16 protein-coding genes and 1 tRNA gene are annotated in these 20,498 nt (G+C 41.2%); 9 read left to right on the plus strand and 8 right to left on the minus strand.

Annotated features, from left to right (window positions below):
* Positions 1-13: 13 nt before the first annotated feature.
* A complete protein-coding gene (locus B1201_RS14580; protein ID WP_078194172.1) occupies positions 14-1,273 on the minus strand; it encodes a sensor histidine kinase in 1,260 nt (419 codons plus the stop codon).
* 1,122 nt (positions 1,274-2,395) lie between these two features.
* Between B1201_RS14580 and B1201_RS14585 the strand changes: the two genes are divergently transcribed.
* Positions 2,396-4,630: an NADP-dependent isocitrate dehydrogenase gene (locus tag B1201_RS14585; RefSeq protein WP_078194173.1), complete on the plus strand. Its 2,235-nt coding sequence runs from the start codon at positions 2,396-2,398 to the stop codon at positions 4,628-4,630.
* Positions 4,631-4,710: 80 nt separating this feature from the next.
* Here B1201_RS14585 and B1201_RS14590 read toward each other — a convergent pair whose 3' ends face one another.
* Positions 4,711-5,394 carry a hypothetical protein gene (locus B1201_RS14590; RefSeq protein WP_078194174.1) on the minus strand — a complete coding sequence of 228 codons (684 nt, stop codon included), beginning with the start codon at positions 5,392-5,394 and terminating at the stop codon, positions 4,711-4,713.
* 147 nt (positions 5,395-5,541) lie between these two features.
* A tRNA-Leu gene (locus tag B1201_RS14595) sits at positions 5,542-5,628 on the minus strand.
* A gap of 178 nt (positions 5,629-5,806) precedes the next feature.
* Here B1201_RS14595 and queA point away from each other — a divergent pair.
* The 8 genes from queA to secF all read left to right on the plus strand — a co-directional run bounded on the left by queA (position 5,807) and on the right by secF (position 14,069).
* Positions 5,807-6,847: a tRNA preQ1(34) S-adenosylmethionine ribosyltransferase-isomerase QueA gene (queA, locus tag B1201_RS14600; RefSeq protein WP_078194175.1), complete on the plus strand. Its 1,041-nt coding sequence runs from the start codon at positions 5,807-5,809 to the stop codon at positions 6,845-6,847.
* A 21-nt stretch (positions 6,848-6,868) separates the two neighbouring features.
* Entirely contained in the window at positions 6,869-7,897 is a 1,029-nt protein-coding gene (locus B1201_RS14605; protein ID WP_078194176.1) for a hypothetical protein, read from the plus strand.
* Between the two features lie 54 nt (positions 7,898-7,951).
* Positions 7,952-8,518, plus strand: coding sequence for a LemA family protein (locus B1201_RS14610; protein WP_078194177.1), 567 nt, complete (start codon positions 7,952-7,954; stop codon positions 8,516-8,518).
* An 81-nt stretch (positions 8,519-8,599) separates the two neighbouring features.
* The gene (locus B1201_RS14615) at positions 8,600-9,496 is read left to right on the plus strand and encodes a DUF4303 domain-containing protein (protein ID WP_078194178.1); all 897 of its coding nucleotides are present in this window, start codon (positions 8,600-8,602) and stop codon (positions 9,494-9,496) included.
* A gap of 80 nt (positions 9,497-9,576) precedes the next feature.
* A complete protein-coding gene (gene tgt / locus B1201_RS14620) occupies positions 9,577-10,707 on the plus strand; it encodes a tRNA guanosine(34) transglycosylase Tgt (protein ID WP_078194179.1) in 1,131 nt (376 codons plus the stop codon).
* Between the two features lie 106 nt (positions 10,708-10,813).
* Complete coding sequence (yajC, locus tag B1201_RS14625; RefSeq protein ID WP_078191271.1) at positions 10,814-11,143, plus strand: preprotein translocase subunit YajC; 330 nt, start codon at positions 10,814-10,816, stop codon at positions 11,141-11,143.
* A 54-nt stretch (positions 11,144-11,197) separates the two neighbouring features.
* Entirely contained in the window at positions 11,198-13,096 is a 1,899-nt protein-coding gene (gene secD, locus B1201_RS14630; protein WP_078194180.1) for a protein translocase subunit SecD, read from the plus strand.
* A gap of 10 nt (positions 13,097-13,106) precedes the next feature.
* Entirely contained in the window at positions 13,107-14,069 is a 963-nt protein-coding gene (gene secF / locus B1201_RS14635; RefSeq protein WP_078194181.1) for a protein translocase subunit SecF, read from the plus strand.
* A gap of 62 nt (positions 14,070-14,131) precedes the next feature.
* Here the strand turns inward: secF and B1201_RS14640 are convergent, their stop codons facing one another.
* From B1201_RS14640 to cysM, 5 genes are all read right to left on the minus strand, one after another.
* Positions 14,132-14,782 carry a hypothetical protein gene (locus B1201_RS14640; RefSeq protein ID WP_078194182.1) on the minus strand — a complete coding sequence of 217 codons (651 nt, stop codon included), beginning with the start codon at positions 14,780-14,782 and terminating at the stop codon, positions 14,132-14,134.
* An 80-nt stretch (positions 14,783-14,862) separates the two neighbouring features.
* Positions 14,863-17,169: a RelA/SpoT family protein gene (locus tag B1201_RS14645; RefSeq protein WP_078194183.1), complete on the minus strand. Its 2,307-nt coding sequence runs from the start codon at positions 17,167-17,169 to the stop codon at positions 14,863-14,865.
* Positions 17,170-17,202: 33 nt separating this feature from the next.
* Positions 17,203-18,591: a 23S rRNA (uracil(1939)-C(5))-methyltransferase RlmD gene (gene rlmD, locus B1201_RS14650; protein WP_078194184.1), complete on the minus strand. Its 1,389-nt coding sequence runs from the start codon at positions 18,589-18,591 to the stop codon at positions 17,203-17,205.
* Between the two features lie 6 nt (positions 18,592-18,597).
* Positions 18,598-19,416: a 3'-5' exonuclease gene (locus B1201_RS14655; RefSeq protein ID WP_078194185.1), complete on the minus strand. Its 819-nt coding sequence runs from the start codon at positions 19,414-19,416 to the stop codon at positions 18,598-18,600.
* Positions 19,417-19,448: 32 nt separating this feature from the next.
* The gene (gene cysM / locus B1201_RS14660) at positions 19,449-20,369 is read right to left on the minus strand and encodes a cysteine synthase CysM (protein ID WP_078191278.1); all 921 of its coding nucleotides are present in this window, start codon (positions 20,367-20,369) and stop codon (positions 19,449-19,451) included.
* Positions 20,370-20,498 lie beyond the last annotated feature (129 nt).

Consider the following 20,498-nt stretch of genomic DNA (forward strand, 5'->3'; position numbering starts at 1 on the left):
AGGTCGCATCTTTCTATGCACTGCTGCTCTCGGTACTTAGGGTTTGATGCAGGCTCGTCGCCTGTGGCAACCAGACTTTAAATTGTGTGCCTTCACCTTCTTTCGAATTCACCACAATTTCACCCTGATTTAAGTCCACAAAACGTTTACAAAGGACTAAACCCAACCCCGTACCACGTTCTCCTGCCGTACCTTTAATACTAACCGTCAGTTTTTGCTGAAATAAATCATCAATCTGAGCTTGGGTCATCCCCAATCCAGTATCTTGAATAGTGAATACAACCCGTTCTCCATCTCGATCGGCTGAAATCGTCACCACACCTCTACCATCGGTATGGGTAAATTTCAATGCGTTTGACACCAAGTTTTGCATCACTGATGTGATCATATTGATATCTGCATTGACTTTAATGCCTTCAGGCACGGCATTGATCAGTCGAATATTTTTCTTCACAGCCAAGCTATTTAAGACATCACTTACGATTTTTGCAGACTGATGTAAATCAAAATTAATCGGGTGATAAACAAAGCGACCACCTTCTGCCATGGCCCAGTTCAACAGGCTTTCTAAGAGGTTATACGTCGATTGTGTGGTGTCATATAAATAGTCTGCAATATTTTGCACACTCGAATCATCTAAGGTATGACGCTCCTGTGCCAAAACTTCAGAAAATCCAAGTAGACCATGAAAAGGTGCTCTTAAATCATGCGCAATAATTTGGAAAAATTTAGTCTTACTAAAATTCAGTGCCGACTGCTGTTCATAGGCTTCTTTTAATTCGGCATTTTCAACACGAAGTTGAATAATATTGACTAGACTTTGTACAAATTCTTCAACGATCTTTAATTGTTTGGCTTCAAATGCAGTGACTTGATCATCAAACAAAATCACTTTACCGATAGATTCTTGATCATATTTTAAATCGAAAGCGACTAAACGCTGATGCCCTAATCCAAGTTCTTGCATATAGTCGGAATAAGCTTGGTAATTTTCAGCGTCTCGGTCTATACGAGAATGTTTAGCAAAAAACTGATCTAGACGATCATCATCAGCTTCGGCCATAAAGGCCTTAAATATGTGCTCTGACGCATACCATATATAAGGTTCATTTTTAAATGCGAGGACAGCATTATCGACTTGCACAATACCACGCGCGAACTTTAAAAATTCTGCAATGCGGTTGTCGTCGGTATAAACCCCCATCAATAAAGACAAACGACAGGAAGTTAATAGTTCGGTTTGTGTACCAATATCCAGTAAACGTAAAGCCATCCCGTTGCTCTCCTCAGGGTTTATCTTAAAGATAAAAACCAACTGTTATGTTTAAGATTAATAGCAAAAATAGCCCAAACACTCAATAACAAAACCCAACAAAAAGACAAACATCATTTACGAATACGCTATTTAATCGAACTTTCATCCAATTAGAAAATAAAAATATCTATAAAGAACATAACATTAAAGGTAAAACAAAAATTAAAACAATAAAATTAGAAACTTAAATTAATTTAAATTTTATTGACTGTTTATTTTAAATCGTACTTTTCGCGTTTTATTCAAACTAAAAACATGACCAAAAGAAATATTCATTTACATAAGACCTAAAAAACTGGGTTTAATTTTCTTTAAATACATCACAAAAAATAGTGAGTTTTATGACTATTCTATGACCAGATTACTCATCAGGATGCTCGTTTCAGTCAGCTACACTAAATGAATCTATTTTTAAGTTTTTCTATTAGACTAATTTATTAGTTTTTATCAGTTGTGTGTGTCATTTGAGCATTAAACCATACTTGCTCGCTTTTACTTTATTAAACTGAGCTAAAGATTCGTTTCATGCTTCTAATGCACATGAACTCATTCACCCAAATGACTGAAGCTGAAAAAGTGCCATGCCTTATTCATCAGATATATAAGTTATCGCATAAACATTCCGCGACCATTCAAAGTCAAACGGGGCATCAAACTCACGTCGTTCTTTAATAAAGTCCCCAATCCTGACTAATTTTCGAACTTTCGCACCAAATCTACACCTAAAAGTTAAGGCATTCAGTTTGACCTATCAAACGCTTTGCTTTACAACTAAAACTCGAACGAGCCATAAAGAACAGATCAGCCCCAAAAAAATGATATAAATTTAATTGTTCAATAGCTTTAAGCTATGAATAACAAGCTTTCAATATTTCCCTTCTCGGTTTTGCGCTAAAATTGGGCGTCAAACTGCACTTCTTTTGTATCATTTTTCTACGAAATGACCACATCACAGGATCTTGCGTTGACTGAAAAGCAATGAACCCCGATACTTTCATAGTTTTATTTAAGCAAATCGGTTCATAGAGGCGAGCCACAAGCTCGGACCTCAAAGACACAATCTAAAGCAAGGGGCTATATATGGCTGGTGGAAAGTCAACTATCATCTACACACTGACCGACGAGGCGCCATTATTGGCGACTTACTCTCTGCTGCCGATCATTGAAACCTTTACTAAACCTGCTGGCGTTGAAATCGTTAAACGCGATATCTCAGTTGCAGCACGTGTACTCGCTGAATTTTCAGACTACCTAAGCGAAGAACAAAAGGTGCCAAATAACTTGGCAGAGCTTGGACAATTAACCCAAGATCCAAGCACAAACATTATCAAACTTCCGAACATCAGTGCTTCAGTTGGCCAATTAACTGCTTGCATTAAAGAATTACAGTCTAAAGGTTTTGCAGTTCCGAACTACCCAGAAAACCCAGCGACTGAGGAAGAAAAAGAAATCAAGGCGCGTTATAGCAAATGCCTAGGTTCTGCTGTAAACCCTGTACTTCGTGAAGGTAACTCTGACCGTCGTGCGCCTACTGCAGTAAAAAATTACGCGAAGAAACATCCGCACTCTATGAGCGAATGGAAACAGTGGTCACAAACTCACGTTTCTCACATGGACGAAGGTGACTTCTACCACGGCGAAAAGTCTATGACTTTAGACCGCGCTCGCAATGTAAAAATGGAATTGATCACTAAGTCTGGTGAAACTGTTGTTCTTAAGCCAAAAGTTGCGCTTCAAGAAGGCGAAATCATCGACTCAATGTTCATGAGCAAAAAAGCACTTTGCGACTTCTATGAAAAAGAATTAGATGATTGTAAAGAAGCAGGCATTTTGTTCTCTCTACACGTAAAAGCGACCATGATGAAGGTGTCTCACCCAATCGTTTTCGGTCACTGTGTGAAGATTTACTACAAAGATGCATTCGAAAAACACGGCAAATTGTTTGATGAGTTAGGTATTAACATCAACAACGGTATGTCTGGTCTTTACGAAAAAATTGAAACTCTTCCGACTTCTCTTCGTGAAGAAATCATTGCTGACTTACATGCTTGCCAAGAACACCGTCCTGCACTTGCAATGGTTGATTCTGCAAAAGGCATCACTAACTTCCACTCACCTAATGACGTAATTGTAGATGCATCTATGCCTGCAATGATCCGTGGTGGCGGTAAAATGTGGGGTGCTGACGGCAAACAGTACGACTGTAAAGCTGTAATGCCTGAATCTACTTTCGCGCGTATCTACCAAGAAATGATCAATTTCTGTAAATGGAATGGTAACTTTGACCCACGCACTATGGGTACAGTTCCTAACGTTGGTTTGATGGCGCAAAAAGCTGAAGAATACGGTTCACACGACAAGACTTTCGAAATTCCTGAAGCAGGTATTGCAAACATCACTGACCTTGAAACAGGTGAAGTGTTGATGTCTCAAAACGTGGAAGAAGGCGACATCTGGCGTATGTGTCAGGTGAAAGACGCTCCGATCCGCGACTGGGTGAAACTTGCAGTAACTCGTGCACGTAACTCAGGCATGCCTGCGATCTTCTGGCTTGACCCGTACCGTCCACACGAAAACGAACTCATCAAGAAAGTTCAAACTTACTTGAAAGAGCACGACACTACTGGTTTAGACATTCAAATCATGTCTCAAGTACGTGCTATGCGTTATACACTTGAACGTGTTGCTCGCGGCCTAGATACAATTTCTGTAACTGGTAACATCCTACGTGACTACCTCACAGACTTGTTCCCGATTATGGAATTGGGTACTTCTGCGAAAATGCTTTCTATCGTGCCTCTAATGGCTGGTGGCGGCATGTACGAAACTGGTGCGGGTGGTTCTGCGCCTAAACACGTACAACAACTTGTAGAAGAAAACCACTTACGTTGGGATTCTTTAGGTGAGTTCTTGGCACTTGCTGTTTCTCTTGAAGAAATGGGCATCAAAGAAGACAACGCGAAAGCGAAACTTCTGGCGAAGACTTTAGATGCTGCAACAGGCAAACTGCTGGATAACGACAAATCTCCATCACGTCGTACTGGCGAACTTGACAACCGTGGCAGCCACTTCTACCTTGCTAAATACTGGGCTGAAGAACTTGCTGCGCAAGACGAAGATGCAGAGCTTAAAGCGAAATTCGCTCCTCTTGCTCACGCTCTTGCTGACAACGAAGAAAAAATCGTTGCAGAACTTGCTGAAGTTCAAGGTAAAGCTGCGGACATCGGTGGTTACTACGCTGTAGATACAGCAAAAGTAAATGCTGTAATGCGTCCAAGCGCAACTTTGAATGCTGCTCTTGATGCTGCTCAATAAGTTGATGCAAAACTAACGTAAGTTAGTGATGTAAAAAAACCAGCGCGAAAGCGCTGGTTTTTTTTGACAAACTAATAATTTCAAAATTTCTTATCATTCCGACTCAATAGAATTATAGTTCTAGGTTTTTCCATTGCTTTATATTTTTCATCAGCTTCTTTTAATTCTTTAACAAAATCAGATGCACTTTGCAGTTTATCCTCCAATACCAAGCATAAAAGCGCCAATGCAATCAAAATAAAAGAAACAAAAATAAATACGATATTAACAATAAATTGAACACCTATAGAATTAATTACCACCCATAAAAGCATCCCTCCTATAAAGGCAAAAATAAAATATCCAGCTATAAACAAATAGCGCCTAGGAGTTGAACCAAGATTCAGGAAAGGTTTTATTAATAAATCTTTCGACAAATCCAAGGTTTGTCTTTTCTTATAAATAATGTATTGAACGCCATCGTCAAATAACAAAATCATACGATCAAAATTAATTAAATAATTCTGATGAAGCTCTATTAGCCTATTGACTAAGTTATGATCCACATTTGGGCTTTTAGTAAGATCCTGCGCCGCCCTATCCAAAACAAGCTGATTTGTTTGTCCACGCTCATAATACTTTTCAAAATATTGGACACTAGAAGCAAGCCTATCTGAAATTTTCTTATGTTTTAAACTTGTAATTTCATGTCTTTTTAAAAATAACGTAATAATAGTTATAAAAATACCTGCGATAGGAGCTATAAGCTTCCAATCAATTTCCATTTATGCATCTCAACATAATAAATTTAGATAGATACATGATTTAACATTAGTTTTAAACGATGAAAAGCCTTTCTCATTTATAATTTTTTAATTAACAGGCAATAAAAAACCCCAAGTCTTAATAAGCTTGGGGTCTTTTAGAATTTTTGGTCCCGAGGGTCGGACTCGAACCGACACATCATCTCTGATAGTGGATTTTGAATCCACCGCGTCTACCAATTTCACCACCTCGGGAAGGTGTTGAAACGTATAATAAACTGTTTCAAAAACTTGTCAACGCATGATGTTCTCATTTGATTAAAAATAAACCGTATAAGAATTTTTAGATGGATAATCCATCAATTTCAGCGTTAAAACCCAAAAAAGCTTATACTAAGCCAAATTTCATTATCCCCTTTTCAGATTTCTTAACATGCAACTTTCTGACTTTAACTTCAATCTCCCTGACGAACTCATTGCCCGTTATCCGCTTGAAACACGTAGTGCATCACGCCTACTCCATCTCGACCTCAATGGTGAATATCACGACCATCATTTCACTGACATTCTAGACTTGCTCAATGAAGGTGACTTGTTGGTACTGAACGATACCAAAGTGATGAAAGCCCGCTTGAAAGGCAAACGTGCAACTGGTGGTGCAGTTGAAGTCTTGGTTGAACGTATTCTTGACCCAAAAACCGCACATTGCCACATTAAAGCTAGCAATACGCCTAAAGAAGGTGCGGAATTATTTATTGGTCCAGACGAAGTTAAAGTGACCGTTCAAGGCCGTCATGAAAACTTATTTGTTGTGGAATTTTCACAGCCTATTTTACAAGTTTTAGATTTATACGGTGCTTTACCGATTCCGCCTTACTTTAACCGTGAAGCAGAAGCGATTGATACCGAACGTTATCAAACCGTGTTTAACGACCCAACCAAATTGGCGTCTGTCGCAGCACCAACAGCAAGCTTACATTTTGATGAAGCGCTACTCAAAAAATTGGCGGACAAAGGCGTAAATAAAACCTTTGTTACCTTGCATGTGGGTGCAGGTACATTCTTACCCGTACGTACCAATGACATTGAAAATCACATCATGCACAGTGAGTGGTGTGACGTGTCAGAAGAATCTATGGCTTTAATCCGTGAGACAAAAGCACGTGGCAATAAAGTTATTGCTGTCGGTACTACAGCGACTCGTGCGACTGAAAGTGCCGCTCAAGCCAATGGCGGCGAACTCAAGGGTTGGACTGGTGATACACAAATCTTTATCTACCCAGGTTATGAGTTCAAAGTAGTCGATCGTTTAATTACCAACTTCCATTTACCTGAATCTACCTTACTCATGTTAGTGTCAGCGTTGTCCAGTCGAGATAATATTTTGAATGCCTATCACCATGCCGTCGACAGCCAATATCGCTTCTTTAGTTATGGTGATGCGATGTTAATTGATAATATTAACCACAAATAAAATTACGCCGAAATCATCCCTATGCCGATAGATTCTGTAAAGCACTCCATCCATATTCGTCGAAAAAAGAATGCTGTGGTTTTTCAGAATATCGCTCGGCTCTGGGATATAGGCCGAAACGCCAAAACACACCAAGAGCTCCTCGATGGACTGCATCCATGGAATGCTCCCATTACACTCAAATTTGAAAATTTACTCCCCCTAGCTTTAGCTGCGTTGGGTATCGGCTTCATGCTGTTCATCGTGATTCAGCCCGATCATGGCTGGGCACAGCTTTGCTTTGCTGCGGGGTTGGCCATGGTGTTCTGGGCTTATATTAGCTATGAAAAAGATGACCCGCTCGAAGATGTTATTGCGTTTTTGGAAACCGAATGCATCGCAAAAAAATACCAATTGGCTTTTAACCGACAGCCTCAATACATTTCAATGCCACTGAATAATCTGCAATTTATTGGCAATCTTAAACGCATGTTCCCCGTATTTAAGCAAGGCAGCCTTTCGAATGATATTCAGACCTTCGCGAGCACCGTTTGGGAAGATGAAAATCAGCAACAGCATCAAGTCATGGTCTTTCATTATCACTATGTGAATGAACTGAAGGTACGTGACAAAGACGGTGATGAAGTCACGGTTAAAGAAATTCATAAAGACCTGTGGGGCGTATTTGTTTTTGATATTGGCATCCATGGACTAGCCGTATCTGCAACAGGCAAAAACTTTGGCTATCCCTATAGTTTTCCTTGGCACAGCAGCGACATTCAAACCAATCAAAAATTAAAGTTTTATGGCGAGAACCAAATGGAAATCGCTAAATTGCTCAGCCCGGGCTTTGTCCTGCGACTAGCGGATTTTTTTCAAAACCGTGAAGGTGATCTGCTATTTCATCCGAGCCACCGAATAATGTGCTATCTTGGCTCTACAGATTTATTTAAAGTCAGTAGTAAAGCAAAACGAATTCAAGATGTTTCGGCATTGCGTGGACATCTCAGAACCTTTAAATTAAATGCTTTAGAAAATTTGAAAAACGATTTAACGCAGTTTTTAAAATAGATTTCATACAATAATGTTTTAACTTACGACCTTTTATCTTGAGGATAAAATTTTATGGGGCTTTTGATCTTTGTTTTAATCATCATTGCATTGGTGATTGGTGCAATCATGATTCGCAACAACATTGTCCGACATCACAATGCAACCATTCGTGCATGGTCAGATGTAGCCAGCTATGAACGTCAAAAAATCAAAATTTTAGATGGATTACAGCCTTTGGTTGAGCAATATTCCAATTTTGAACAAGGGACTTTGGCAAAAGTCACTGAACTCCGTCAAAACATTATGAATTTGAACGTCAAAAGTACCGATGTCAGCCAATTACAGCGTATTGAAGCCTTAAATCAAGATCTAATGCGCAGCCTGAATGTTGTGGTTGAAAACTACCCAGAGCTCAAAGCCAATGATATTTATCTGAAAATGATGAATGAAATTGAAGAACAAAACGAAAATGTCGGTGCGGCAATTACTATTTTTAACCGCAACGTCGAGTTGTTCAACAACCACATTCAAGTGTTTCCTAACAATATTATTAATACGCTATTGCTGAGTAAAAAAGCGGTTCGCCCTTTCCGCGATCAAGCTGCCAGCCAAAATTTTGATTATCGTCCGAACTTTTAAGTTCGGGCTTTAATGCACAAAAGTAAAAAAAATAATGATGAGGTGCTCAAGTACCTCCAAAACTAGAAAGAAAAATAAAATATGCAAAATCAAATTAATGCACTGAAAAATGTGCTGATTCAGGAGTTTTTCAAACTCTATGAGCAGCACCAAGACGACCATATTTACGCATGTACGTTGGTGTTCAATCCCTATTTTTCCATGGACTATATCGCAGTCTCTACGCAGCGTAGTATTTTTGCAGAAGATGAAGATTCTGCTCAATATCTTGCAGCGCATGATCGATGGAATGTGTCGAAATGGCGCTCTCGTAGTGCCCTTTCCCTCGACCAAGACTTGGCGCAGTTTAAACTGACATCTGTAAATGAAGTGGGCCATTTAAACCTTGATCCATCTTCTATAAAAAGTACGATAAAGTCTGAGTCAACTAACCATCTTTCAATCTTGCTCAATGCCCTACAACAAACAAAAATCGACTTGGTTCAGTCCTACGGCATAGAACTGGACAATATTCTGTTTTTTATCACGGTGCCAACACAGCCCGAAATAGAGATTTATTCAGCTCAGCTTTTAAATCCTCCAAGTACACAACTTGACGATTTTCTCAAATCCAAACAACCCCTCAAGCTCGACAGTTTACCCAAGCGTATGAAGCTGTCTCAGTATGATAAAGACCTGCTGATTGATTTAGCACAAATCGTTGAAATACAACCTTATAACTATTTACATGTAGCTAATGAAGTCTATCTTTTAAGCTTAGAAAAAAGCTATGCAACCACGAATCCTTATATTCAAAAGCTTATTGACAGTATCGTGGCCATGACATCGGACCCGAAAGGCACATTTGCGATGGAAAAAGAAGAAATTTTGCAGCGAATTAACCAGTTTTATTTTAATGCCAAGAGTTCAGATGAAACCTTGGCACAAGATGCAATCTATAAATTTACAGACTTAACACCCGACAAAGCTAGCGTTTAACCGCAGAATCAAGGAAAATAGAGCACTTTTAGCACTCTTACCATCAGCGAACTGTTTTTTCGCCTTGATCTGGACCTTGTATGAAGTTTGAAAAATTGGCGCAATCGGGCCGTGCTCGTCGCGGCCGTTTAACCCTTGAACATGGTGTTGTTGAAACACCTATGTTCATGCCTGTCGGTACTTACGGTACTGTAAAAGGCATGCTCCCACGTGACATTAAAGAAATTAAATCCCAAGTTATTTTGGGCAATACCTTCCATTTATATCTTCGCCCAGGCCTAGATGTCATTCGTGAACATGGTGGTTTACACCAATTCATGAAATGGAATAACCCGATTTTGACAGATTCAGGCGGTTTCCAAGTCTTCAGTCTTGGCGCTATGCGCAAAATTAAAGAAGAGGGCGTGACTTTCCGCTCTCCGATTGATGGCTCTAAAGTCTTTTTATCTCCTGAAATTTCGATGGATATTCAGCACACACTGAATTCAGACATCGTGATGATTTTTGATGAATGTACGCCTTATCCTGCGACACATGAAGAAGCGCAAAAATCATTGCAGCTTTCATTGCGTTGGGCGAAACGTTGTAAGACTCAACATCATGACGTGCTGAAAAACCGTAATGCACTATTTGGTATTATCCAAGGCGGCATGTATGAAGATTTACGTGATGAATCTTTAAATGGTCTCAAAGAAATTGATTTTGATGGTTATGCCATTGGCGGCTTGTCTGTTGGCGAACCTAAAGAAGAAATGATCAAAGTATTGGATTATCTTCCAGAGAAAATGCCTGCGGATAAACCACGTTACTTGATGGGTGTCGGTAAACCAGAAGATATCGTAGAAGCTGTTCGTCGCGGTGTCGATATGTTTGACTGTGTGATGCCAACTCGAAATGCACGTAATGGTCATTATTTTGTGACCGACGGTTTAGTGCGTATTCGTAATGCCAAATATCGTCATGATCAAAGTCCGCTTGACCCACATTGCGACTGTTATACCTGTACAAACTTCACCAAATCTTATCTCTTCCATCTTGAGAAATGCGGCGAAATGCTCGGTTCGATGCTCGGTACTATTCATAACTTACGTTATTACCTACGTCTAACTGAAGCGATGCGTGATGCTCTCGATCATGGCACTTTTGATGAGTTTGTTGAAGACTTTTATCGTCGTCGCGGCATGGAAGTGCCACCTTGTCCTCAAGATTAATTCTTTCAGCATTTGCGCTGAAGAAAAAGACAAGGTAAATTGCTGAACAAGTCCAATTTATTTATCAAAGTATTGATAACCAGTTTTTTTAGTTTAGGAAAATGAAATGAGCCTTTTTATTTCTACTGCTCACGCGGCAGGTGAAGCTGCACAGCAACCAAGCATGATGGCAAACCTGTTGATGATTGCGGTATTTGTCGCAATCTTCTACTTCTTGATCTGGCGCCCTCAATCAAAACGTGCAAAAGAACATCGTGCACTAATTGAAAGCCTAGGTGTTGGTAGTGAAGTTGTTTTTGCGGGCGGTTTAATGGGTAAAATCACAAAAATCGAAGGTGATTTTGCAGTTGTTGAACTGAACCGTGGCGTAGAAGTAAAAGTACAACGCGCAAGTGTGATTTCAGTTCTGCCTGAAGGCACTCTAAATAACCTTTAATCAAAAAATAAGTCGTGCACCCGCACGGCTTTTTTCATTTTAAGAAGAAAACGAATGCGTTACCCAGCATGGAAATATCTACTGATTCTAGTGGTACTAGTCATCAGTACATTATATGCCCTGCCAAGTTTGTATCCTGATGAACCTGCTGTTCAAATTTCAGGTGCCAAAGCCGGTACCCAGATTGACCAAAGCATCGTACAAAAAGCAGAGCAGATTTTAAAATCTGAAAATATTGCCAGCCATGACAATAGCTTCACCAATAATGCCGCTTTATTACGTGTTGATTCGAGCGAACAACAATTAAAAGCGAAAGAAGCACTACGTCGTGGGCTCGGTGAAAATTATGTCGTCGCACTGAACCTTGCGCCTACTACCCCAGAATGGCTACAAAAAATTGGTGCTAAACCAATGAAGCTAGGTCTGGATTTACGTGGTGGTGTACATTTCCTACTTGAAGTGGATATGGATAAAGCCATTTCACAACGTATGGAAACGTCTGCGGCTGACTTACGTCGCCAACTTCGTGACAATAAATTAAAATTCAATAGCTTATCTTTGAACAACAACACCATTACGATGCAATTTGCAAATAATGATGACCGTTCTGCAGCTATGGATTTCCTTCGTCGTAACGGCAATGAATATACTCAACAAGCGGTTGCAACAACTGAAGGTTCGACTCTTCGTCTAAGCTACACAGATACACGTAAACAAGAAATTCAGTCTTATGCTGTCAACCAAAACTTAACAACTTTACGTAACCGTATTAACGAGTTAGGTGTAGCGGAAGCATTAGTACAAACTCAAGGTAGCAATCGTATTGTGGTTGAATTACCGGGTGTGCAAGATACTGCTGAAGCAAAACGTGTACTTGGTCGTACTGCGAACCTTGAGTTCCGCTTAGTTTCTGATTTAAACGATCAATATATCGATCCTTACACAGGTCAAGCAAAAGGCTCATTACCGCCAGGTACAGAAGCATTTGCTTATGAATCTTTGGACAGCGGTCGTCAATTATTGCTTAACCGTAACCGTATCTTAACAGGTGAACGTGTACAAAATGCGTCATCAGGCTTTAGCCAAGATACAGGTGGTGCTGAAGTAAATATTACTTTGGACACTGCGGGCGGTAAGTTGATGTCTGAAGCTACTCGTAATGCTGTAGGCAAACGAATGGCAGTTTTGTTCATCGAGAACAAACAAAAAATTAGTTATGTTGCAGACCCTACAACAGGCACACAAACTGAAGTTCGTACACCTTATACCGAATCTGTGGTCATCAATGCGGCAACGATTCAAGCCGTATTGGGTTCCCAGTTCCGTATTACTGGTCTAGATTCACCTCAAGAAGCGTCTGAACTTGCATTGATGTTACGTGCAGGTGCATTAGCAGCGCCAATGTACTTCGTTGAAGAACGTGTGATTGGTCCGAGTCTCGGTCAAGAAAACATCGACAAAGGCGTATTATCAACTCAAATCGGTTTCTTATTGGTTGCGATTTGGATGGTGGTCTTCTTCCGTGTGTTCGGCTTGATTGCCAACTTTGCACTCGTGGTTAACCTTGCCATGATTTTAACCATCATGTCTTGGATTGGCGCGTCCCTCACCCTTCCGGGTATTGCAGGTATCGTAATTACCATTGGTATGGCGGTCGACGCCAACGTACTGATCTGTGAGCGGATACGAGAAGAAATTAAATGGGGTGCCTCGCCGAAACAGGCGATTGTTGCAGGTTATGATCGTGCGTATAACACCATCTTTGACTCCAACTTAACCACATTCTTAGTGGCTTTCATTCTGTTCGCAATTGGTACTGGCCCAATTAAAGGCTTCGCGGTTACCCTAATGATTGGTATTGTCTGCTCAATGTTCACAGCAATTACTGTGACACGTGCAATCGTACAAATCATTTATGGTAAAAAACGTAACCTGAAGAAGTTGAGCATTTAGGAGATCGAAGATGACTGAAAATACTCAACCGAAACAATACGGCCGTCCGGACAACGAGCGCATTATTCCATTTATGAAGATTGCCAAACCGGCAGCCTTTATATCGATTATTTTAACGCTCGCAAGTATCTTTTTTATTTGCACCAAAGGTCTAAACCTCGGTTTGGACTTTACTGGCGGTGTGGCAGCAGAGTTGAACTATAGTCAACCAGTAAAATCTACCGATGTGAGCTCAGCGCTGACAAAAGCTGGTTTTAAAGATCCTGTAGTACAAACCTTAGGATCTGACCGCGACCTGATGGTTCGTATGCCAGTTCAAAAAGACATTGAAGCTGAAGACTTAACCAAAGCCATTACGACTGCCGCTCAATTGCCGAGCAATAAAGCAGAAGTGCATAAAGTCGATGTGGTGGGTGGTCAAGTCGGTAATGAACTTTACGTGCGTTCTGCGGGTGCTGTAGGTCTTGCCCTACTGCTCATGCTGGTTTATGTCACTATTCGCTTTGAGTTCAAACTTGCGATGGGTGCTGTACTGTCTTTATTCCACGATATCGTGGTGACCATTGGTATCTTTGCCATGATGCAGTGGCCGTTTGACTTAACAGTTTTGGCTGCGCTACTCGCGATTATTGGTTTCTCGCTCAACGATAACATCGTTGTATCTGACCGTATTCGTGAAAACTTCCGTAAGATTCGCGGTGCTGAACCTCTTGAAGTTGTGAACAGTGCTTTGACTGAAACACTTCGCCGTACCATTCATACCTCAATGACACTATTACTGGTTGTTGTAGCGATGATGGTACTGGGCGGTGATGGTCTGAAATGGTTCTCTGTTGCAATGTTTGTTGGTGTATTTGTGGGTACATATTCATCAATCTACATTGGTACAGCCTTCGCGTTATGGCGTGGCCTGAACCGTCAAGACTTCATTGTACAAGTGAAGCCTGAATTTGAAGAAGAAGAGATTCCTTAAGCTTTTCGACTTATAGTTCAGATCAAAACCCATCTTCGGATGGGTTTTTTTATGCGACTACCTTAAATAAATGAGCTAGGCAAAATCGCAATAATAGAATCTAATTTTTCAATATCGGATTGCAGGAATTCCACCTGTCGTTTTTGGTCTAGACTTGCAAATTGCCACGTATCATCTGTTTGCTGTATCACGTTTAAAATTAAATTTAAGCCATTTCGCAAATATACACAGGCTAGATCCGATCTCTCTACCCCTCGCCGTTCATCACAGACCACAAGCCAACCCTCTTGTAATACAGGGGCATAATACGATGCTGTGATGCGAATCAAATACAGGTCTTGAGTGTTTTTAAATAATGCTGAATATTGAGATGAATCATTTGAAATCGGTTTTAAAGAAAATGCCTGTGTCTCAACCACCTGCATTTCAAAAAGGACCAAGCTTGCTTGCTCCTCAGTGCACTTGTCTTGTTCTATAAACTGAACTTCATGATCTAAACTTCCCTTAATGAGTCCCAATTGTGACTCTAATTCACGTGCAAATTTCTCTCCAATCTGCCGATGACTATTTAATAATTGGGAAATTAAAGGAACTGATAAGCCAAAATGTTCACATACGGCTTTACCATTTTTAAAAGGGCCAATTGACACCCAATGATCGATAGCTCGTGTTAAATTCTGTCGACGCTTTTCAAAAAGCTCTGAAGGCAGCATAAGCACTCAATTTTATAATTTCTCTCTCCCAATATAATAAAAAAACCCGCGCGCAGCGGGTTTTTTATACAACTTTATTTTTAGCTACCTTGCACCAATCGACGGGCGCTGATAATGCCAGGTTGTTGCTCTAGACGTGCCAACAGTTTCGACAACTGCGCCAAGCCCTTCACTTCAATCAACAGCTTCATATTGGCAATACCATCACTCTCGGAAATGGTATTCACCTGACGAATATTGATTTGGTCTGAGAAAATCACTTGAGTCAGATCTTTAAGCAAACCACGACGGTCATAAGCTTCCACCACGATTTGCACACTTTGACCACGAGTTGGCTGCATTTCCCAATCCGCTTCAACCGCACGTTCAGGCTCTTGCCCAATCATACGGATATAATCCGGACATGCGACCTTATGGATACTTACGCCACGATTCAGGGTGATATAACCAGCAATCGATTCACCATGCACAGGCTGACAACACTGAGCAATGTGTAGTTCTACATTGTCCAAACCATCAATCAAAATACCATGCGCCGAAAGCGTATGACTTGCACGTGGGTTCAAGGTTGGTTTTAACACCAGTTCAGGCTCATCCTGATCGAGGTGCATATGACGGTTAACCTGATTGATTAAAGCATGCAAGCTAATGTCACCACTCACCAAGCCAATCAATATATCTTCACCCAATTTCACATTAAAATGATTGCAGTAATCATTCAAATCGATACTTTTCGGGTGAATCGCCAAACGTGACAATTCTTTATTAAGAATCTCACGTCCCACTTCCAAGTTTTTACTACGGTCTTGCTGACGGAACCAATGACGCAACTTATCACGTGCACGAGCCGTCTTGATATAACCCAGCGAGTTTACCAACCAATCTCGGTTAGGCTCACGATCTTTCTTGGTTAAAATCTCGACCTGTTCCCCAGTTTTTAGGGTATAGGTTAAAGGTACATAACGTTGGTTCACCCGTGCTGCATAGCACTTGTTGCCCACTTCAGTATGCACATGATAGGCAAAGTCAAGCACGGTCGAACCGCGTGGTAATTCTTTGATATCACCATCACGACTGAACACATAGATTTTCTCAAAATCTTCAAACTCTTGGATTTGTTCGAAGTTTTCAGAAGCCTCATCTTCTTTATGGGCGCTAGCATCATTTCGTTCTTGATAATGTTCAAGCACTGCACGTAAAGAATGTAAGCGATGATTAAATGAATAATCTGTGGTTTTAGAACCTTCTTTATAGTTAAAGTGCGAACACACCCCGAGCTCAGCTTCTTCGTGCATATTATGCGTACGAATTTGCACTTCTAAAGATTTGTTCTCTGCAATCACGGCCGTGTGCAGTGAGCGATAACCATTGGCTTTCGGGTTAGTAATATAATCATCGAACTGATGCGGAATATGACGCCAAATCTGATGAACGATCCCCAGTGTGTGATAACACTCAGGTACATTATCCACCAAAACGCGAACTGCTCGAATGTCATAAAGCTGATCAAAGCTCAGGTTCTTACTCTTCATTTTTCGATAAATCGAATAAATGTGTTTCACCCGACCATTAATCTCGGCCTCAATGCCATGATCTAATAGTTCTTTACGCAACTTTTCTGTCACGAACTGAATATATTGCTCACGCTCTAAACGTTTTTCATTCAGTAAAGAGGCAATTTCTTTATAGCGTTCAGGTGCAAGATAACGGAAAGCAAGATCTTCAAGCTCCCACTTAAGCTGTGCAATCCCTAAACGGTGCGCGAGCGGCGAGTAAATGGTTAAAATTTCTCGTGCGACACGCTCTTGACGTTCTTTGGTTGAATGCGCTAGCTCACGTAATGCATAGGTACGTTCAGAAAGTTTGATTAATACAACACGAACATCTTCGGTCACCGAAATCAGCATTTTATAAATGCCGGTCAAATGTTCACGCTGGTTATTATTAAAATGATCTTCTAGACGTTTATTTTGCTCAATCAGATCAGACAACTTACCCATAGCAAGCGTGCCTTTGACCAAAGCATGCACTTGATCGCCAAATTTGCTTTGGACTTCTTCTAAACTGGTTACGCCTTCACGAACACTTCGATACAGCATGGCTGCTGATAACGTATCTTCATCCGCATACAGATGAGCAAGAATATCCGCCATTTCAATACCCGTATAGAAGGTATTTGAGCGATGGTTGACCGTTGTTTCAAGTTCATTCTGTAAGGTCAGATGTGCAACTTCTTCGAGTTGCTTTAGAGGAGCCCCGTCAAACATGCCACTCACACGCTCTAGCCATTCAGCTAAATCATGCTGTGCTTGCTCGGCATGTTCTACAGTCGTTTCCTGAGACAGCTCATTGAGACGTCCAGGTAATTGTTCACGTACTGTGACCATACCCTACTCCTAGTTTTCTACGCTTCATAACTTTTAATCGTTTATCTGATTTTCTTTTTCGAACAAAGCAATCGATTCGACATGCCCTGTATGGGTAAACATGTCCATGACACCCGCTTTTTTCAAACGGTAGCCTTGTTGTACCAGCATTCCAGCATCGCGTGCTAGTGTTGCAGGATTACATGACACATAAACGATTCTTTTTGCACCAAATTTGGGCACATAACGCATTATTTCTTCTGCACCAGATCGTGGTGGGTCTATCAATAATGCATCAAATCCTTGTTTTGCCCAAGAATGATGCGAAAAATCTTTTGTTAAATCTTGTGAATAAAATTTCAGTTGCGAAAGGCCATTGTTTTGTGCATTTTCTGCACCACGCAGAACCATTTCTTCACTCCCTTCAACTGCAACGACTTGACCCGTTGAACCCACACATTGAGCAAGTGGTAAAGAAAAGTTTCCTAAGCCACAAAACAGATCTAGAACTCGCTCACCCTGTTGTAACTGAAGCAATTCACATGCCAGTTTCACCATTTGCGGATTAATCGTGGAATTCACTTGCGTGAAGTCTTGAGGATTAAAGCCAAATTCCACAGCAAAGTCACTTAGACCATAGTGCAGACGCATCGGTGCATCGGGATGATCCACACGATGTAAGCTGTCCGGTCCCTCAGGTTGTAAGTACAGTTGCCACTCTTTATGTAACGCAAATTTTACTAATTGGTTGACATCTTCCGCGCAAAGTTCCGCCGTATGACGAATCAGGAGAGCAATTTCTTGATCTCCCATGGCCAGTTCTATATGCCCAATATCTGCTTTACCTTGCAAACCTTGTAACAGTTGTTTGAGTGTGGTGATTGAGCCAAACTCACGATCCAACACCATACAACGGTCAATCGAAGTCAGTTTATTTGACTGGCTCTCACGAAAGCCGACCACGAGCTTATCTTTTGCAGGTAGGTAACGCACACCAATACGCGCTTTACGACGGTAATCTTCACGCAATGAACGTAAAGGAGCTAACCATTGATCAGGCTGAATGCCGGCAAAATGTTGCAAATGTGATTGTAAAACATCTTGTTTTAAACGAATTTGCTCGTCGGGATGGATATGTTGCATGCTACACCCACCACAGACCCCATAATGTGGGCAGGCCGGTTTAACCCGTAGAGCAGACTCTTCACTCAGCAATTCCAGACTGTCTGCTTCTTCAAGACGCTTAACGACATTGGTAATACGCGCACGCACTGTTTCACCCGGCAAGGCATAACGGATAAAGACTTTCTTACCGTGTTTTTCTGCAGGATGATCTGGATGCGTGCCAAAGTGCGCTATGCCTCGCCCCTCATGTGAAAGCGATTCAACCTGAAATGTATAAATGGGTTGTTGGGCTTTTTGGGGTTTGGCTTTGTGTTTCATGCGTACCTAATGTGTGGAAGATGGGAAATCAGATTGGGTGAATTCGGTACGTTGCGAGGTTTGCTGCCATACCAATAAAAAGTCAGCGTGTTGCGGCTGAGTTTGTAAATATTGAATCGTACTTTGAATCAAGTGCTGATGATCATTCAATAATAACTGTCCTTTCAGCAACAGCCAGCGTAAATAAATCAACCATGTATTGAGCACATCGCCTTCACAGTAGCTGGTCAGTTCTGTCCACTGTTGTTCACGTACATATTCAGGCACATGGTAGCCACCATCACCACGTTTACCGGGGAAACCGAGTAAATGTGCTGCATCGTCAAGTTTTTGAAAATGACGACCATGGAACATGGCCATGACATCCATCAAATCTACATGACGATGATGATAACGATTCTGGTAGTTATTATAGCGCTTTTGCGTATCAATCTCGCCCTGATCGAACAAACTTGGTGCAGATAGTCCGTGATACATGGCACGGAACAAAATCACAGGCAAATCAAACTGTGAACCGTTCCAACTGACCAAGGTCGGATGACGCTTTTCAAAAATAGAAACGAATTTTTTTAAAATTTCAGCTTCGCTATTGTCTTCACGGCTAAATGAAAACAACTTCATGCCCTTTTCATCAATCCATAGTCCAGAGATACAGACAATTTCATGCAAGGCCAAACGCTGAAAATCCGTGCCCGCCTCTTGGCGACGCAGTTTAGTCAGCGCAGCATCTAGATCCACCTCAGGCAGATCCAGTCCATACAAATGCGCACCTGACTTCAAATCTGTCAGTGTTTCGATATCAAAAATTAAAACAGGTAAACGCATAAGTACTCACCAGTGCCGATCGGCCACTGTAATTATTCAGGATCAACAACAGAGAATAGACCAGTCGACAAGTAACGGTCACCACGGTCACATACGATGCAAACAATCACGGCATCCGGATTTTCTTCAGCCAATTTAACTGAAGCCCATACCGCACCACCCGATGAGGTACCTGCACTGATACCTTCTGTACGTGCTAAACGACGAGCCGTTTTTTCCGCTTCAATTTGCGGAATATCCATAATGCGATCAACACGTGAAGGGTCAAAAATCGTAGGAAGATATTCTTGTGGCCAACGGCGAATACCAGCAATATTTGAGCCTTCAGACGGTTGTAAACCGACAATTTGAATATCCGGATTTTGTTCTTTTAAATATTTCGAAATCCCCATAATGGTCCCAGTGGTTCCCATTGAGCTGACGAAATGTGTAATTTTACCGCCTGTTTGTTTCCAAATCTCAGGCCCCGTAGTGAGGTAATGTGCTTCCACATTGTCCGGGTTACCAAACTGGTTTAGGACTAAACCTTTGCCGTCTTTTTCCATTTGAAGGGCAAGATCACGTGCTTCTTCCATGTTTTCAGATTCGATCAGTTCAGCACCGTAGGCACGCATGGCATCTTTACGCTCTTGGCTAGAACTTGCAGGCATGATCAAGGTCATTTTATAGCCACGCATTGCTGCAACCATAGCTAAAGCAATCCCTGTATTTCCGCTCGTCGCTTCAATCAACGTATCACCCGGTTTAATCTGACCACGCTTTTCCGCTTGCATAATCATGTTATATGCAGGGCGATCTTTGACCGAACCCGCTGGGTTATTGCCTTCTAACTTGGCTAATACTGTTGCTTGAGTATGACTTGCCAGACGCTGTAAACGCACTAACGGCGTGTTGCCGACGTAATGGTCTAATAAAAAATCGTCTGCTTGAAAATCAGGGGTTGTATTACTCATTATTCACACCTATATCGAGGTGCGCCTATTGTATGAAAAAATGCCTTTGCCTGCACCCATTTGCCTCGCTTTTTCGCGAAAGTGATTAAAGCACAATCAGTTTTAAATAATCCATGCTAATATTCGGGG

The organism is Acinetobacter sp. ANC 5600 (genome assembly GCF_002018395.1).
Lineage (GTDB): Bacteria > Pseudomonadota > Gammaproteobacteria > Pseudomonadales > Moraxellaceae > Acinetobacter > Acinetobacter amyesii.

Excerpts from the sequence above, each read along its gene's own strand:
- B1201_RS14645 (WP_078194183.1), bottom strand. The coding sequence starts at position 17,169 with ATGGTCACAGTACGTGAACAATTACCTGGACGTCTCAATGAGCTGTCT.
- B1201_RS14640 (WP_078194182.1), bottom strand. The coding sequence starts at position 14,782 with ATGCTGCCTTCAGAGCTTTTTGAAAAGCGTCGACAGAATTTAACACGA.
- tgt (WP_078194179.1), top strand. The coding sequence starts at position 9,577 with ATGAAGTTTGAAAAATTGGCGCAATCGGGCCGTGCTCGTCGCGGCCGT.
- B1201_RS14610 (WP_078194177.1), top strand. The coding sequence starts at position 7,952 with ATGGGGCTTTTGATCTTTGTTTTAATCATCATTGCATTGGTGATTGGT.
- yajC (WP_078191271.1), top strand. The coding sequence starts at position 10,814 with ATGAGCCTTTTTATTTCTACTGCTCACGCGGCAGGTGAAGCTGCACAG.
- B1201_RS14590 (WP_078194174.1), bottom strand. The coding sequence starts at position 5,394 with ATGGAAATTGATTGGAAGCTTATAGCTCCTATCGCAGGTATTTTTATA.
- B1201_RS14585 (WP_078194173.1), top strand. The coding sequence starts at position 2,396 with ATGGCTGGTGGAAAGTCAACTATCATCTACACACTGACCGACGAGGCG.
- secD (WP_078194180.1), top strand. The coding sequence starts at position 11,198 with ATGCGTTACCCAGCATGGAAATATCTACTGATTCTAGTGGTACTAGTC.
- secF (WP_078194181.1), top strand. The coding sequence starts at position 13,107 with ATGACTGAAAATACTCAACCGAAACAATACGGCCGTCCGGACAACGAG.
- B1201_RS14580 (WP_078194172.1), bottom strand. The coding sequence starts at position 1,273 with ATGGCTTTACGTTTACTGGATATTGGTACACAAACCGAACTATTAACT.
- B1201_RS14605 (WP_078194176.1), top strand. The coding sequence starts at position 6,869 with ATGCCGATAGATTCTGTAAAGCACTCCATCCATATTCGTCGAAAAAAG.
- B1201_RS14615 (WP_078194178.1), top strand. The coding sequence starts at position 8,600 with ATGCAAAATCAAATTAATGCACTGAAAAATGTGCTGATTCAGGAGTTT.
- B1201_RS14655 (WP_078194185.1), bottom strand. The coding sequence starts at position 19,416 with ATGCGTTTACCTGTTTTAATTTTTGATATCGAAACACTGACAGATTTG.
- rlmD (WP_078194184.1), bottom strand. The coding sequence starts at position 18,591 with ATGAAACACAAAGCCAAACCCCAAAAAGCCCAACAACCCATTTATACA.
- queA (WP_078194175.1), top strand. The coding sequence starts at position 5,807 with ATGCAACTTTCTGACTTTAACTTCAATCTCCCTGACGAACTCATTGCC.
- cysM (WP_078191278.1), bottom strand. The coding sequence starts at position 20,369 with ATGAGTAATACAACCCCTGATTTTCAAGCAGACGATTTTTTATTAGAC.